Below are 13,313 nucleotides of genomic sequence, written 5' to 3'. Positions count from 1 at the left end.
TTATTTCAGGTATAAAAAAACCTCGCGCTTGGCGAGGCTTGTTTGTCACGGTTACAAATAGCGCAACATATACTGAAATAGTGGCTCATTGGCTCAAGGATGTCAACACGTTCGTGACAAGATTTTTGTTTTTCTTTCCTGTTCCCGACACGAAAAGGCATCTTGCAACGGTTGATAAAGTAAATATTCGGTGGACTTTAATATCTCTTCAACCTCACGGCGGCAGGTTGATAGTGAAGGTTTTCGAAAAACCAGTTGACCGCTACGGCGTACCATTTTTCTCGGTTTAATGATGGCATGGTAATAACGAGAAATGGCTCTATCTGAACGATTAAAGACATATCGGCTTAACAATATGGCAAAGGCTACCCGGTCCAGATGGTAGATATGATCAACCACTCTGGCAATTAGCATACCTTCGTCGTCATTGCATATCGGGCGTTCTGGATAATCTCGAGGCTCTACTCGTGCCATAAATTCCGCAATCACGCTACTTTGACGTTTATCCAACCTGCCGGAGTAAATCCACGCACCAAATTTTGCTAACCATTCCTGTAACCAGATCGCCTGTGATGTGGTCAATTCCAGCCCATCCGTTGAAAATCTCAAACCCGACATAACCGTACCTCTTTCACTTCCCTTTTAATCTGCGCTAATAATTCAATTTCTGTCCCGTGAGCCGCCTGCCAACTCTTTGGTGCGGCATGAAAACCCGTGGGATAACCAGCTCGATGGTGGCGAGGACATAATGGTAGAACGGAGAAGTGATCGGCGCGTTGTGCCGTGCCCTGCCCGGTTCGTACATGATGAATTTCCGCAGGTGATGCACCCAGTCCCAGATTCCGGCAGGCAATACAGCCGAGCGAGGCGACATCTGACAGCCACTGTTTTTCACTGTTGGTCATTGGTCTTGCCTCTCCTTTACGCAAAATCAAACAACTGAGCCGCCGCATTTTCAGCAGCGTCTCTGGTCGGGAAGTTGCGATACAAGATGAAGTTCCACAGTACGTTTAGGGTGGATTGATAGAGTGCCTGAAATTCCAGCTCATCCATTTTGGCGAAGCTGACGGAACGGGGTTCTCGATACAGGCTGCCGTCTGGCATTTCATAGGTGTCATAGTGACCGGATTCCACCGTCACCCAGCGCCTGAAAGCATCAATGGATTTAGTGGCCGTAATATTGTGAGCACGATTTTTGGATAAACCAGCAAGGTATTCATCAGCGGCAGATTGTAAGGCATCTTCACTGCCAGCGAAGTGAGCCAGAAATTGTACGTAGCCGCGCACAATCGCTTTTTCTTCGGGGGAAATCGTACCACCAGTGGGCTCCCAGTATTCAAAACCGAGATTCAGCAGGGCAAAGTATTTACGGTGGAAACGGGGATTACGGGCCTTCTTAAAATCAGCCTGCAGCACATCGCCGCATTTGATTTTCGAATGCAAGTATTCTCTTGCGGCTGGAGTAGCAGGCCGTAAGGTGTCGTCGGAAATTTTGATAAAACTATGCTGTGCCATTCTGGTTCCCTTAAGGTAATGGCACAGCAGCGTAAGTTTAGGTTCGGATGTTCAGGCCGATGGTATGATTTTAGCGGGTTACAACCCGTTATGCTACCGACTATTTTCTCTTGGTACTCGTTGACTAACAAACGCATCAAATTCGCTGTCTGAATCTGAGCGCTGAAGTCTTGATACTCGTTGACTAGCAAACTCATCAAATTCACTATCTGAATTTGATGATTGAGGATAGTACCACTTATACAAACCATAAGCGGGATCATGCCTCAACTGCCTCTCCTCCTCCTCTGAATAATAGTGGCCTCCTCTATCTGTCTTATCAATAAAATGTCGGTTTATATTGGGTATTGAACGAAATTGCGTCGTTGGATAAACTCGTGTACCCCCTAACGAGCCTTTAACTGGCATATTGATATGATTAGCTAATGCTTGAGCAAGCCCATTTGCTCCAGAGTGGCAAGCTATTATTCTGATACATAGAATATTTTGTCCTCTGTTTTTTATATCAGTTAATAATGCTTTGATTGTTTGGCAAAAAACATTCAAATTCATTCCAGGATTATACGCACATGCTCCCGCAAATAGTATTGAACTGCCTACTGGAGATGCGTGTCCTATAATATTAAGCCGACTTCCCGGTTTATGTTTTGGTGTATCTAAAAAATAATGAAATCGCTTCTCCTGATGAAAATTCAACTCAACCGTTTTCTGCAGCAACACATCATTAGGCATTGCTATAATATTGGAGATTGTGTCCCGATATTGTCCCATAACTCCCCCTACATAAAATTCGGCTTTTAATATACGGGACAGACACAATCTGCAAATGCAACGATACGCCAGAAATAACACTTTATAGCGTTAATTTCAGTTCATGCCAGCCCAATGTATTCCAACACGCGGCCTCACCTGCAAAACAGCATTCCGTCACGGGTAACGATTCACCGCATTTTTCACAACATTGTTGCTGTAACTCAGCCATTTGCTTTTTTAATGAACGGTCATCCATTCGAATTAACATTGTGAGATATTCATTGATCTCATAAGGCTCCCTGCCCGGTCTACGCAATGTACAATTGTGTTTGAGCATCTCCAATTCTTGGGTATCCACCAGCAACTCTATTTTGGTCACGCCAGCCTCCTGCTGGCGTTGACGTTGGGCTGCCTTACGTTCTGCCGGGGATTTAGCCATGGTTAGGCACCCTGAGCTTGTAAACCGAATTCTGGGTGCGGATAAATCCATCGACATTAAAGGTGTGAATATTCTCAACGGGTGATGTAATGATTTCAGCGCCATCAAACCAGCGCTGATGGACATCATGGTAAATACGCCCACTTGCCCGAAAATCATTGTTGCCGTAGAGAATAAACCCGGTCAGTTCAATTTCAGCCGTGTATGTCATGGTTTGTCTATTTAATTGTTTATCCATTATTATTCCCCCAGACAGTTATACACAAATCGGATCAATGCCATCACTGGCAATGAAACCGGAAAGGTCAGGAGCAAGAACAAGGCGAGCATATAGAGCCGGAAATCTTCATCAATAAGGATTTGCCAGTAGCCGATCACTTCTTCTTTCAGGTAATGCAAAAAGCTGTTTGATTGTTTCATTGGTCTTGCCTCTCTCAGTTAGCTTGGTTTCTCAGTGCCCACAGTCGTTGTAATTGGGTTAATCCCTTTCCCGTAATCAGTGATGTCACACATTCCTGAATTCCGCGTTCTGGGTGTTCCCAGCTGCCTAATTTCACATCCATCAGTCCCAACTGTATTTTCTCCTGATACGGTTCATTGCGGCGGGTGATCCAGCCGATTTGTCGCAGAAACGCGAACAGCCGGGTTCTTCCCGTACCCAAAATCTTAGCGGTCTGTGCCATGCTGAGCGCACCGTGTGAAGCTGATACTTGGTCATGAAACTCGACCTTCGGCGCATCCTCAAAAATCTGGTGCTCTAACTGATTCACAGCCAGTGAAAGGCGCTCTTTTTCTTCTTCGGCCTGAATGACCATCAGCGCCAGTTGTTTGGCATTGGGTAAAGTGGATTGCAGTGTTACCAGTCTGCCAGAATGGTAGTCGATAAAGGTCTGGTTAACCTGCAACTGAAATGTCGGACTTATCCAGCCAGCGTAGGAAACAGCCAGCAGTTCATGAGCGAAAGTACCTCGATTTTCCCCGCTTTTGATCGCAGTTACAGGCGATGTGCATTTCTGCATATCAATTAATTTCTGCACTAATTCTTTAGCTGACTGAGTTCTCAGCCACTGTGCAGGGGCTTTATTGGAACCTGCTCCACTTGCCTTATGCAACGCATTCAAATTGAAGCGTCCTTCTGCATCGGTGGTAATTTCAACACCTGCGATCACTGGCAAGCACTTTCGGTTTATGGCATCTAACATCGTTATTCCTTTGTTTGGAGTCTCATTACGCCACGCCAGTAATTCAGGCGTGTTTTAAAAAATGCTTGGTATTTGCCGGAGGTATGTTCAATTTCCCTGAAAATGGTGGCCCGGCTTATCTTCCTCAGTTTGAGCTGCTTGATTAACCGACTGGCCCTTAAATCCAGATGTTCCAACTCACGGTATTTTTGTGGCCATAACCCCCGGTTGTGGGGTAACCCCGCAGGCAAATAATCAGACGGCCTGCTCATGGCTGTTCCTTGGACTCTGCCGAAAGACGTTTAATGATCGCTTTTTCAGTCGGTCTCGGTGCAGCCATGACCTGTTTGTAGATGCGCTTTTTCTTCGGCGTATCGCATACCAAAGTACGCTGAACCGCATTGAGGGGCATTCTCAGTAAAACCGCAATACTTTCCGGCGTTCTGCCAAGACGGGATAACTCATAAATTCCTCTGACAATAGCTTGCCCATAGTGGATACGCTTACCGATACTGATACTGGGTTCAGATACTCTTGCAGGCAGGGAAACCTGAGTTAATTCCGGTTTGGGTTGGAAGGGCTGACGACTGCGTGCCCGTGCAGCCTGATTCAGATTATCGATAATACTGGCTGAATGGTCGCAGCCATCATCCGTAATATTGCGCCGATCAAGGATCAGTTTGTTGACATCGTTTTCGTTGCTCATGGGGTCTTGCCTCGTTTTGGATTTTTCCGCTTTTGGTCAGAAAGCGTTTTACTATTGGTCAGTGTGTTACTCTTTCGCCGCTTGTTCTGCAGCCTGTTTCCAAATCCCCCCCCAAGCGGCTAATGCCGGGACTTCGCTCATTCGCCCTATGCCCGCTTTGCGGGCCAATTGTTGCGCCAGCTCTTGAATACGGTTCGTCGGTGTCCAGCCAGTTGAAAACAGCAATCGGAACGTGGCATCACGCTCTACGGTATCAATAGTGATGGCCGTTTCTCCGGCTTTTAGCCAGCGTCCGTTAACACAGGCAGGACGTCCTGCTTTGTCCCACTTACACGCTTTGTCGAAATATTCCGTACAGTTCTCCGGGCCAAACAGGGTCTTCGGGCGTAAATAATCCCGCATCTTGCCATCATCCCGCCATTTGGTGGTCAGGTAGTCAGTGATCAACATCAGGTCCTCCACCGAATAACCCTCTCCCAACCGCGCACGGATATACCCCATCGTGGTTTTACCATTGCGGTAGTTAGAATCAGTGACCTGATTGAAATAAACCAGAACTTGCCGGGCTGGGTCGTCGGGTTCGGTGAGAACCTGACAAGATTCTGTTGTACTCTCTGTAGTAATCTCTGTTGTAGTCTCTGTAAGATCAGACCAATTTGACCCATTCAGAATGGCGCATTCTGACCCGTTGGAGTGTTTCAAATTGCCCTTGTCGATAAGGTCATTCTGACCCGCTCGAATGTCTTCATTTGCGCCGTTCGAGGGTGTCATTTTGATCTTATCGGCCAACAATGGATGGTCATAATTGATGGCGTAATAATTGGTCCGATCGTGGCTGGATTTATTAATCTGTTCAATCCGCAACACGCCCAGCTTCTTCAAATTCCCCAGCGCCCGTTTAATGGTGGATACCGATAAAAAGGGAAACTGCTCCTGCCATTTCTCAACTGAGTTATAAATCCAGCGGCAACCATAGACCTCAACACCAGATGACGTCTCCGTCAGCCAGTATTGGATCTGCTGCAAGATAATGGCCTCGTTCAGTCCCAGGCGCGTAGCCAACTCAGGAATAACCACCAGTGGGCGACTTTTTAACAATAACAAACTCATATCACGCCCTTACTCATCTTGGCTCTGCGATTTGACCTTCTGCTTTTGGTACTGCTCCCAGTCAGTCAGCGCCGCTTCCTTACGGCTTTCATAAATTTCTGACACTTCCTCAAAAGTGGCAGGCTTATCGTTCCGGCGAAAGCCATTGCGATAAGTGATCTTATCGATGGGTTTCATCATTGGTCTTGCCTCTCGTTAATGCACGTTGGTCAGACGCGGTTCAATGGCATTTAACGCGGATATGGCTATCGCTATTCGGTGTGACATGTCACGCCCTCCTAACAGGGTTTCACTAATGGCAGCGGCAAATTCTCTGATTGCAACCGAAGCGAGATAATTTAACCGGTCTTCACTCGTTATCCTTGCCCGTCGTTCTGCGGGTAATGCCGCTTCTATCGCTGGCAACAGTTCCGTGATCTTACGTTGTGCCGCAGTCGAATCACTGCGTAACCACCGGAAGATCTGTTGGCGGTTATTGTTGATGGCTTTCCAGTCCGCATTTCCTAATGCGTCTTCAATCCGGTGTAACCGGGATTGAGAACCACCGCGATACAGCAGGAAATACATACGACTGACTTCAATGGCTACATGCTCCTGACCTCTCTCCATGGCCCAAGCCTCAACTTCAGCTTTGAGCGTACTGATGCTTTGCTCCACGATTTTCGTCTCCTGTCGCAATTTAATGTTGATTATTAAAAATCAGATTTCGGCAGCCTGTACTGATACGCTACATCTTGTCGAACGATCCTCAGGAGGGAAAACATCATCAAGAGAAAATTCACCACCTAACTCATTCAGTGCTAATACAATTTTTCTACATGAATCTAAATCAGGCTTTCTGATACCAGACTCATAGTTGCCAATTCTGGACTGTGACCATTTGAGTCTTTTAGCTAATGCAAATTGAGTAGCTCCGACTCGTCGTCTGGCATCTGCAATTTTATTCATACTTAATCCTCATTTATTAATGCGGACTCAGTTAAACACAAATCGTGTTATCTGTAAACACAAATCGTGAAAGCGAAATAACACGCTATGTGTTAAATAATGATCATGAAAATGAGTAATCAAATCGGTATGCGCATTAAGCGCCTTAGAGAACAACTAGGACTAAGCCAAGCGGCACTGGCAGAACGTTGTAGTTGGTCATCTCAATCTAGGATAGGTAATTATGAATCAGGCTCACGTAACGTCAGCGCTGACGATGCGGTGATCTTGGCAAATGCCTTAGGTGTTACCCCCGCTGAGCTGATGTTCGGTTCAACTGCTTGTGTGAGCGATCCAATATCTCATGCAACAGGAGATGCCAACCTTACTCCACGTCAAAGAATACTTTTAGAGTTATTTGATGAGTTACCGGATAGTGAAGCCGATCAACTCCTAAAAACTCTTGAGGAGAAAAAACAACATTATAATCAGCTACTAGAAGAATTATTACATAAAAGAAATCAAAAGAAAGCATAGCACTGATAGTTTGCTTGATTATCAAGCTAATAAATTATGTTGATTTTAACTAACTCTACTTATTGAGAAATTAAAATCTTTTTTACTGAAAATTTTAGCGTTAATTGATGTGACTATGACTTTCGCAAGGGTTACTTTCTAAAAGTAAGTCACTATTAACCACAACGCACCACCCGTTAGGGTGGTTTTCTGTATTGTTACAATTCCATTCAAATTTCATCTGCTTTCAAATCGTTAAATTACTCAGATTTCTAACCATAATATTAATAATCACATTTTGTGTTGACAACAAAAACACACTATGTGATTATGATTACATCAACAGCAAACAGGCAGGACGCCCACGAAGTAGCCGCTACCGGCGTAAGAAGAGGTAGATGATTTGCTCAGACAACACGGCACAGCAGCCGTTTAGGTGAAATGTTCAAAATCGAATTTACAGTTTCAGTTGTTATGAAGGAGGAGAACCGCAGCGCTCATTACGACCTGCCACGATTACCACTTGATAACAACTGGCTTTTATCCCAACACCAGGGGATGCCGTTAGCAAGAGACCAATCACCGTAGAGTGATGCTTGAAGAGGCAACTAAACCGGTCGTCAGCCTTGACCAGGGTAAAGCGACGCTGGATAGCGTAACCAGCATAGCTCCTTGACTGTGGGAGTGAAGGAAGCGCCGCAAGGCTGACAGCCCGGAAAGACGGGCAACTTATTACAGACGTAAAAAAACCCACCAAAGTGGGCTCTTTTACCCCGGATCGCCGACCAAAGCTACCGGGAGTTCTTGAGGCGGAGACCAATCCGCCAAAAGAGGCAAGACCAATGATTACTCATCGATCCACCATAATATATAGGAGTTGCTATGAAAGCACAACCTAAGACACTGAGTGTCACCCTCTACATCTATGCCAAAGAAGGTTTTGATAAACAGGTTGAATTCAACACCCTCACTTGCGCACCTGCTAATACAACTTATTGGGGGGCGTTAATCCACCAGCAGGATGTGGAAATTACCCTTCCCTCTATCAATAAATCTGATCTCATCCATGCGCAGATCAACGCACTCAAGGCTGAAAAAGAAAAGGTGCTGGCCAGTGCGCAATTGGAAGTGAACCGGATTGAAGACCACATCCAGTCACTCTTATGCATTGAAGGTCAACCTGTTCCCGCTGCCGATATGGAACTGCCTTATTAGCCCCGGAGGAATGATGCAAAACATCAATGATGTTATTGAAATGATTCTGGACGCTGGTTTAACCGCTGTTGAACATGAAAACAACAGCGATTTCGTGGGAGGAGTCACCCATATCTCCCTTCTTGGCGGGAAACGCCGGGTGGAATATTACCCAACTACGGGCATGGTTTATTCTAACCCGGTGAAGGCGCTTTATTCCACCGTCAGGCTGCCCAAAGCGGGCATCCGAAGAGCCATCAAACTGGCCAAAACAGGCAACTAATAAGAGGCAAAACCAATGAAAGTTTATATTTGTGTATTTGAGCCTACACCGGAGGCTCAAAAGGATGGCGCTATCTCTTTAGCTATCGCGCTTGAGGCTAATTCAGTCAAAATGGTTAAAGCCATGGCCATCGTAAAATTAGGTGAAGTGCATCCTGATGATATGGATAAATTTAATACCGATGCACCCATTATTTGTGAAGATCAGGTAGGTTCACCTCGTCCACCTGTGGGTAAATTTGATGAGCGGTTTGCTGCTGAATATGAATTTGATGGCACAACGTGGAAAACCAAAACCATTAAACAGGATACTCGACATGATCTCGCCAATTTTGGCAAAGTTGCCACTATTGTTCGTGTTGCAGCCATTTTGTTATTCAACACCACTGAGCTGACAAATGGACAGATGACTGATGCAACTAAGTTTATTCATCAAGGAACAGAACAACCCAAACTCCGCAATATCGCCTACGGGTTAGGTGGCATCATAAAAACGTCATTGATGGATGCCGCACAGACACAGAAAATTGCTCTGGCCACTCAGGAACACTTTTCACCAGCAGAACATGTTGATCCAGAACAAGTGACCCAGTTCGGGGAACAGTGGCTGTCAGAGTCATATCAAAAACGCGAATTTAATCATAGCTACGCCACACTGGACTTAGAAATTGCCATGGCCTTACTGGATGGTGATTTTGACTGCTGGGAAATTATGTCACAGGAAATGGCTGCAGCGAAAAAACTGATGACTGACAGTGATGAGACATGGCGTCGCTGGTCTACGCAATTTCGCATCAGAACCGATGCCCTGTCTATCCCGCGTGAAGATATCTTTCGGGTAGTACGTGCAGGTAAGCAACGTCCTGAGTTCCTGACCGATACAATCGCAATGAAGGCATTTATCAGCCATGCGTTGGGTGATACTCCATCTTCCGATGAATTATCCGATACCACGGACAAATCTGTGCCAACACCAGAAACTGCCGTCACAAATGACTCTGCCGGTGAACCTGAGACTCAGCAGGCCGTCCCTGAAATTAAAGAAGCCAAACCCCGCAGAACGAGAAAAGCCAAACCAACCAAAGAGGAAATCGTACCAGAACCCGAAGAAATCACGCCAAAAATGGATACAGACGTACCAGCAATAGCGGAAACCGTACCGGAAACTGACAAAACCGCACCAAAAATGGCAGCAAATGATGAAGGCACTCTATTACCGCCAGACAGTCGCCAGAACGCCAGTAATGATAATTTCCAACACCGGGCCGATCTGTTGGAAGAAACTATTAAGGCACAAGGTAACGAACAGCAGGCCAATCTTCGCATTTGGAAAGCGGTCCAACGTACCGACCCGCGTTTTACTAAGCCACTGGATGGTATGGGATATAGCGGTACCAGCATCAACAGTAATTATATGTTTATGCGGGCGACTGAACAATTTGGCCCAGCAGGTGGCAGTTGGGGATATCAGGTTCTGGAAGACAAAATGCTGGACGGTGCTCCAATGACTGAACCTGTTTATGACGCCAATAACAAGCAAACGGGTTTTCGTTTACTGCGTGATGGTGATGGCACTTTAATATTTGAACAAAACCACTCTATCAAAATTGTATTGTGGTATCCGCTTGGTGACGGCACACGTGGTGAAATCGAAAGCTACGGTGCAACACCTTACCGCTATAAATCTAAAAACGGCATCAAAACGGATGGCGAAGTACTTAAAAAATCCCTGACAGATGCCATTAAAAAAGCCTTATCTATGCTGGGATTCAGTGCCGATGTCTTTATGGGGATGCACGATAATCCGGAATATCTGGCTGAAAACAAAATTGAATTTGGTATCAAGGCAGCCAGTGACAAAGCCGAAGATCTCACCCGCTTACGTAAAGAGCTGGACGAGAAGTTCGCACGTAATACCGAGACCATGAAAACGTCGGTCACTAAAAATGAACTGAGAGGCATCACATCCACCCTAACCCGTGAAATCGATGTACATCTCAAGAATGCGAAATCGACAGGTGACAAAGAGTATGAACGTTACCTGTCAGGTCGTTTACGCCGTTTAACTGAAATTGAAAAAGTATGCTTAACCAAATTGGAGGAGGCAAACCCATGACCACCGCTATTGCATTAGCTGCCGATTATGATCAGCTGCAAAAACTGATAGCCACCGGTGAATTTTCTCCGGAAGCCATCGCCGACACACTCGAAGGTTTGGAAGGTGCTTTAGGTGACAAGCTGGATGCGGTCATGATCCATGTCCGTAACCTTGAAGGACAGGCCAGAACGCTGGACGATGAAGCCAAGCGACTGGCTGATCGCAAAAAGTCCTTTGAAGGTCAAATCAAACACCTGAAAAAATATGTGTTGGATTGCTTGCTAAAAGCGGAACTGAACAGCCTGAAAACCACGAAAAACACGTTCAGTGCGCGTCAGGGTATCGCCAGAGTCATTATCGATAACGAAATGTTATTGCCTGATGAGTTAGTGGATGTTCAGACCATTACCGCCCCGGACAAGAAAGCCATCAAAGAAGCGATTGAACGCGGAGAAACCATTCCAGGCGCACATATCGAAATTGGGGAACGAAGTTTGCAGGTTCGTTAACTATCAGATTATGCCCGATAATTCGGGCATGGAGGAGCACATTATGGCAGCAAGACTTGAAGTCAGTATCTTTTATAACGAAGAAATCGGGCAGTGCGAAGTAACGTGGGCTGCGGACAAAACCGAAGATTTTTCGCCAATGGAAAAATCAACATTGGAACAATTGAAAAGTGCTTTGATGAACCAACTCAATTCCGGCATCCGTCACGGTCAAGTGCATTGAGAATGTATACATCATAAAAATACCTAGACCAATAATAAAAGAGGCCAGACCCATGCTTAAACATCAACATAAACGTTACCAGCCAGTCACGATCACTCTGCCCGATGGTACAAGCGGCCAGATCATTGCTGACCGCCGCTGTGCCATCTTCTACGACTTCCCGCCCGAAGTAAAAATCGAGCAGGCTAACAACAGTCAAAAGGCGGAGGTCGATAGTTCATTCCTCACCCGTAAACCTGATTAAGCATAATCAGAAATTCAGCCACGTAATCACTAGCATGATGGTACATCCACCGAATGGAGCACCATCATGCAACCCTGGCAACCGGGACAACAACTATTAACTGACTTCGATATTAAACTGGGACGATTAGCCGCCAGCGTCAAAAATACGCCCTGTGATCAGGTGGATATTATCCGCGCCTGTGACACTGCTGATCGAATCATTGCATCGATGATGAGGCAAGACCATGACCATAAATCGCGATATTACCATCGGTAAAAATAAAGAACTTATAAATAGTGACATTATCACCGATAAAGAAATGGAAGAGCTGACCGGTTTTGAAATGCCTTCCAAACAGTGCCTGTCATTGGCTAAACACGGCATTTTCTTTATCACACGCCAAGATGGTAAGCCCAGAACGACTTGGACGCATTTCAATAATCCAATGGCTGCTATACGCCGTTCTCATACTGCTGAAGAGCCTGATTTTGAGAGTATGTGATTGTGGCCAGAACAAGAAAAAATGCTGCCGATAAACGTTTGCCAAAACGTGTTTATCGGGGAAAAACCAAATATGAATTTCATCCGGCAAGAGGGGGATCTATCTCCCTATGCCCACTGGATGCCCCTCTTTCAATTATCTGGGCTGAATACGAAAAAATTCTTTGTGACATGTCACGGGAGGAAAATTCAGTGTCTAACTTAATCAAACAATTTCTGGCCTCTGCTGATTTTAAGGATCTGGCCCTTGATACCAAAAAAGACTACCGGAAATACGCCAACAAGCTGACTCCAGTCTTTGGAAAGATGTCACCGGATAATGTCAAACCTGAACATATCAGGAAGTACATGGATAAACGCGGATTAAGTAGTAGAACGCAGGCGAACCGAGAAAAAACGTTCTTTTCCCGTGTCTACAAATGGGGTTATGAGCGTGGGATGGTGAAAGGTAATCCCTGTAAAGGTGTAAAGCAATACAAGGAAAAAGCGCGAGAGCGGTATATTACCGATGCCGAATATGCGGCGCTTTATTCAGTATCACCTACAGTGGTTAAGGTCGCAATGGAATTAGCCTATTTATGCTGTGCCCGACAAGCGGACGTTCTGACATTAACCCATTCTCAATTAATGGAAAAAGGTATATTTATTCGTCAGGGAAAAACTGGGAAACAACAAATTAAAGCCTGGACAAAACGCCTAGAAGATACCATCAAAATGAGTGACACATTAATTACCGAACCCGGCATTGCGAGTATTTATGTAATTTGTCAGGCCAATGGTCATAAATATACGCGTGACGGTTTTAACAGTCGTTGGAGAAAAGCCAGACAAATGGCAAAAGATGAATTTCCTAATTTAGATTTTAACTTCACTTTCCATGATTTAAAGGCGAAAGGTATTTCTGATTTGGAAGGTACGCTGGCAGAGAAACAGGTAATATCAGGTCATAAAAACATAACCCAAACTGCACGGTATGATCGGAAAATTGAAGTTGTCCCGGTTGTAGGAGGGCAGAAGAAAATATAGAAGTTACTTAAAGTACCTTGTGCCAAATCAAGGCTTTTTTGTTCCTAATATTCAACAAAATAATCGCCCAATAGTCTGATTTTAAAGGGTGAAAATAAAAGCTCATA

At 45.3% G+C, this 13,313-nt stretch carries 24 protein-coding genes; 10 read left to right on the top strand and 14 right to left on the bottom strand.

The genetic code is table 11. The features are described from left to right. Window positions 1–102 precede the first annotated feature (102 nt). The 14 genes from AACS92_RS02650 to AACS92_RS02585 form a co-directional block, all read right to left on the bottom strand. A complete protein-coding gene (locus tag AACS92_RS02650) occupies window positions 103–618 on the bottom strand; it encodes an antiterminator Q family protein (RefSeq protein WP_099109816.1) in 516 nt (171 codons plus the stop codon). Next, complete coding sequence (locus tag AACS92_RS02645) at window positions 606–905, bottom strand: Ref family recombination enhancement nuclease (protein ID WP_099109815.1); 300 nt, start codon at window positions 903–905, stop codon at window positions 606–608. The genes AACS92_RS02650 and AACS92_RS02645 overlap by 13 nt, the downstream gene beginning before the upstream one ends. Before the next feature lie 16 nt (window positions 906–921). Further along, entirely contained in the window at window positions 922–1,515 is a 594-nt protein-coding gene (locus tag AACS92_RS02640; protein ID WP_099109814.1) for a DUF1367 family protein, read from the bottom strand. Window positions 1,516–1,608: 93 nt separating this feature from the next. Beyond that, the gene (locus AACS92_RS02635) at window positions 1,609–2,286 is read right to left on the bottom strand and encodes a hypothetical protein (protein ID WP_099109813.1); all 678 of its coding nucleotides are present in this window, start codon (window positions 2,284–2,286) and stop codon (window positions 1,609–1,611) included. 82 nt (window positions 2,287–2,368) lie between these two features. Then, window positions 2,369–2,707 carry a hypothetical protein gene (locus AACS92_RS02630; RefSeq protein ID WP_099109812.1) on the bottom strand — a complete coding sequence of 113 codons (339 nt, stop codon included), beginning with the start codon at window positions 2,705–2,707 and terminating at the stop codon, window positions 2,369–2,371. After that, window positions 2,700–2,945 carry a hypothetical protein gene (locus AACS92_RS02625; protein ID WP_099109811.1) on the bottom strand — a complete coding sequence of 82 codons (246 nt, stop codon included), beginning with the start codon at window positions 2,943–2,945 and terminating at the stop codon, window positions 2,700–2,702. Before AACS92_RS02625 ends, AACS92_RS02630 begins: the two co-directional genes overlap by 8 nt. Before the next feature lie 2 nt (window positions 2,946–2,947). Further along, on the bottom strand, window positions 2,948–3,127 hold the full coding sequence (locus AACS92_RS02620) for a hypothetical protein (RefSeq protein ID WP_099109810.1): 180 nt from the start codon (window positions 3,125–3,127) through the stop codon (window positions 2,948–2,950). Between the two features lie 14 nt (window positions 3,128–3,141). Next, a complete protein-coding gene (locus tag AACS92_RS02615) occupies window positions 3,142–3,909 on the bottom strand; it encodes a phage antirepressor KilAC domain-containing protein (RefSeq protein ID WP_099109809.1) in 768 nt (255 codons plus the stop codon). A gap of 2 nt (window positions 3,910–3,911) precedes the next feature. Then, on the bottom strand, window positions 3,912–4,160 hold the full coding sequence (locus tag AACS92_RS02610; protein WP_099109808.1) for a hypothetical protein: 249 nt from the start codon (window positions 4,158–4,160) through the stop codon (window positions 3,912–3,914). Continuing rightward, window positions 4,157–4,594, bottom strand: coding sequence for a hypothetical protein (locus AACS92_RS02605; RefSeq protein ID WP_099109807.1), 438 nt, complete (start codon window positions 4,592–4,594; stop codon window positions 4,157–4,159). The genes AACS92_RS02610 and AACS92_RS02605 overlap by 4 nt, the downstream gene beginning before the upstream one ends. Window positions 4,595–4,660: 66 nt before the next feature. Next, on the bottom strand, window positions 4,661–5,461 hold the full coding sequence (locus tag AACS92_RS02600; protein WP_241537930.1) for a conserved phage C-terminal domain-containing protein: 801 nt from the start codon (window positions 5,459–5,461) through the stop codon (window positions 4,661–4,663). A gap of 252 nt (window positions 5,462–5,713) precedes the next feature. Next, complete coding sequence (locus tag AACS92_RS02595) at window positions 5,714–5,884, bottom strand: hypothetical protein (RefSeq protein WP_193756915.1); 171 nt, start codon at window positions 5,882–5,884, stop codon at window positions 5,714–5,716. Window positions 5,885–5,899: 15 nt separating this feature from the next. Continuing rightward, window positions 5,900–6,361 carry a toxin YdaT family protein gene (locus AACS92_RS02590; RefSeq protein WP_241537929.1) on the bottom strand — a complete coding sequence of 154 codons (462 nt, stop codon included), beginning with the start codon at window positions 6,359–6,361 and terminating at the stop codon, window positions 5,900–5,902. Between the two features lie 42 nt (window positions 6,362–6,403). Continuing rightward, window positions 6,404–6,652 carry a helix-turn-helix transcriptional regulator gene (locus AACS92_RS02585; RefSeq protein ID WP_099109805.1) on the bottom strand — a complete coding sequence of 83 codons (249 nt, stop codon included), beginning with the start codon at window positions 6,650–6,652 and terminating at the stop codon, window positions 6,404–6,406. A 111-nt stretch (window positions 6,653–6,763) separates the two neighbouring features. Here AACS92_RS02585 and AACS92_RS02580 point away from each other — a divergent pair, with 111 nt between their 5' ends. The 10 genes from AACS92_RS02580 to AACS92_RS02535 all read left to right on the top strand — a co-directional run bounded on the left by AACS92_RS02580 (window position 6,764) and on the right by AACS92_RS02535 (window position 13,206). Next, window positions 6,764–7,168: a helix-turn-helix domain-containing protein gene (locus tag AACS92_RS02580; protein WP_241537928.1), complete on the top strand. Its 405-nt coding sequence runs from the start codon at window positions 6,764–6,766 to the stop codon at window positions 7,166–7,168. 861 nt (window positions 7,169–8,029) lie between these two features. Beyond that, entirely contained in the window at window positions 8,030–8,362 is a 333-nt protein-coding gene (locus tag AACS92_RS02575) for a hypothetical protein (protein WP_099109803.1), read from the top strand. 10 nt (window positions 8,363–8,372) lie between these two features. After that, window positions 8,373–8,624 (top strand): hypothetical protein, encoded by a 252-nt coding sequence (locus tag AACS92_RS02570; protein ID WP_241537927.1) that lies wholly within the window; start codon window positions 8,373–8,375, stop codon window positions 8,622–8,624. A gap of 15 nt (window positions 8,625–8,639) precedes the next feature. After that, window positions 8,640–10,739 carry a hypothetical protein gene (locus AACS92_RS02565; RefSeq protein ID WP_099109801.1) on the top strand — a complete coding sequence of 700 codons (2,100 nt, stop codon included), beginning with the start codon at window positions 8,640–8,642 and terminating at the stop codon, window positions 10,737–10,739. Next, complete coding sequence (locus AACS92_RS02560) at window positions 10,736–11,230, top strand: siphovirus Gp157 family protein (protein ID WP_099109800.1); 495 nt, start codon at window positions 10,736–10,738, stop codon at window positions 11,228–11,230. The genes AACS92_RS02565 and AACS92_RS02560 overlap by 4 nt, the downstream gene beginning before the upstream one ends. A gap of 43 nt (window positions 11,231–11,273) precedes the next feature. After that, a complete protein-coding gene (locus tag AACS92_RS02555; RefSeq protein WP_099109799.1) occupies window positions 11,274–11,453 on the top strand; it encodes a hypothetical protein in 180 nt (59 codons plus the stop codon). Between the two features lie 52 nt (window positions 11,454–11,505). Continuing rightward, the gene (locus AACS92_RS02550; RefSeq protein ID WP_099109798.1) at window positions 11,506–11,697 is read left to right on the top strand and encodes a hypothetical protein; all 192 of its coding nucleotides are present in this window, start codon (window positions 11,506–11,508) and stop codon (window positions 11,695–11,697) included. A 66-nt stretch (window positions 11,698–11,763) separates the two neighbouring features. Next, entirely contained in the window at window positions 11,764–11,955 is a 192-nt protein-coding gene (locus AACS92_RS02545; protein WP_099109797.1) for a hypothetical protein, read from the top strand. Further along, window positions 11,924–12,181 carry a DUF4224 domain-containing protein gene (locus tag AACS92_RS02540; RefSeq protein WP_099109796.1) on the top strand — a complete coding sequence of 86 codons (258 nt, stop codon included), beginning with the start codon at window positions 11,924–11,926 and terminating at the stop codon, window positions 12,179–12,181. The genes AACS92_RS02545 and AACS92_RS02540 overlap by 32 nt, the downstream gene beginning before the upstream one ends. 2 nt (window positions 12,182–12,183) lie before the next feature. Next, window positions 12,184–13,206, top strand: a complete 1,023-nt coding sequence (locus AACS92_RS02535; RefSeq protein ID WP_099109886.1) for a tyrosine-type recombinase/integrase — start codon at window positions 12,184–12,186, stop codon at window positions 13,204–13,206. Window positions 13,207–13,313 lie beyond the last annotated feature (107 nt).

The sequence above is a fragment of the Xenorhabdus sp. KJ12.1 genome (assembly GCF_963876495.1).
Taxonomy (GTDB): domain Bacteria; phylum Pseudomonadota; class Gammaproteobacteria; order Enterobacterales; family Enterobacteriaceae; genus Xenorhabdus; species Xenorhabdus stockiae.
This window is presented reverse-complemented; position numbering and strand designations above follow the sequence as displayed.

What these genes read in the sequence shown, in the direction of transcription:
- AACS92_RS02560 (WP_099109800.1), top strand. Translation starts at nt 10,736, where the DNA reads ATGACCACCGCTATTGCATTAGCTGCCGATTATGATCAGCTGCAAAAA.
- AACS92_RS02630 (WP_099109812.1), bottom strand. Translation starts at nt 2,707, where the DNA reads ATGGCTAAATCCCCGGCAGAACGTAAGGCAGCCCAACGTCAACGCCAG.
- AACS92_RS02575 (WP_099109803.1), top strand. Translation starts at nt 8,030, where the DNA reads ATGAAAGCACAACCTAAGACACTGAGTGTCACCCTCTACATCTATGCC.
- AACS92_RS02640 (WP_099109814.1), bottom strand. Translation starts at nt 1,515, where the DNA reads ATGGCACAGCATAGTTTTATCAAAATTTCCGACGACACCTTACGGCCT.
- AACS92_RS02540 (WP_099109796.1), top strand. Translation starts at nt 11,924, where the DNA reads ATGACCATAAATCGCGATATTACCATCGGTAAAAATAAAGAACTTATA.
- AACS92_RS02620 (WP_099109810.1), bottom strand. Translation starts at nt 3,127, where the DNA reads ATGAAACAATCAAACAGCTTTTTGCATTACCTGAAAGAAGAAGTGATC.
- AACS92_RS02595 (WP_193756915.1), bottom strand. Translation starts at nt 5,884, where the DNA reads ATGATGAAACCCATCGATAAGATCACTTATCGCAATGGCTTTCGCCGG.
- AACS92_RS02625 (WP_099109811.1), bottom strand. Translation starts at nt 2,945, where the DNA reads ATGGATAAACAATTAAATAGACAAACCATGACATACACGGCTGAAATT.
- AACS92_RS02545 (WP_099109797.1), top strand. Translation starts at nt 11,764, where the DNA reads ATGCAACCCTGGCAACCGGGACAACAACTATTAACTGACTTCGATATT.
- AACS92_RS02615 (WP_099109809.1), bottom strand. Translation starts at nt 3,909, where the DNA reads ATGTTAGATGCCATAAACCGAAAGTGCTTGCCAGTGATCGCAGGTGTT.
- AACS92_RS02585 (WP_099109805.1), bottom strand. Translation starts at nt 6,652, where the DNA reads ATGAATAAAATTGCAGATGCCAGACGACGAGTCGGAGCTACTCAATTT.
- AACS92_RS02580 (WP_241537928.1), top strand. Translation starts at nt 6,764, where the DNA reads ATGAGTAATCAAATCGGTATGCGCATTAAGCGCCTTAGAGAACAACTA.
- AACS92_RS02645 (WP_099109815.1), bottom strand. Translation starts at nt 905, where the DNA reads ATGACCAACAGTGAAAAACAGTGGCTGTCAGATGTCGCCTCGCTCGGC.
- AACS92_RS02635 (WP_099109813.1), bottom strand. Translation starts at nt 2,286, where the DNA reads ATGGGACAATATCGGGACACAATCTCCAATATTATAGCAATGCCTAAT.
- AACS92_RS02650 (WP_099109816.1), bottom strand. Translation starts at nt 618, where the DNA reads ATGTCGGGTTTGAGATTTTCAACGGATGGGCTGGAATTGACCACATCA.
- AACS92_RS02605 (WP_099109807.1), bottom strand. Translation starts at nt 4,594, where the DNA reads ATGAGCAACGAAAACGATGTCAACAAACTGATCCTTGATCGGCGCAAT.
- AACS92_RS02565 (WP_099109801.1), top strand. Translation starts at nt 8,640, where the DNA reads ATGAAAGTTTATATTTGTGTATTTGAGCCTACACCGGAGGCTCAAAAG.
- AACS92_RS02610 (WP_099109808.1), bottom strand. Translation starts at nt 4,160, where the DNA reads ATGAGCAGGCCGTCTGATTATTTGCCTGCGGGGTTACCCCACAACCGG.
- AACS92_RS02550 (WP_099109798.1), top strand. Translation starts at nt 11,506, where the DNA reads ATGCTTAAACATCAACATAAACGTTACCAGCCAGTCACGATCACTCTG.
- AACS92_RS02555 (WP_099109799.1), top strand. Translation starts at nt 11,274, where the DNA reads ATGGCAGCAAGACTTGAAGTCAGTATCTTTTATAACGAAGAAATCGGG.
- AACS92_RS02570 (WP_241537927.1), top strand. Translation starts at nt 8,373, where the DNA reads ATGATGCAAAACATCAATGATGTTATTGAAATGATTCTGGACGCTGGT.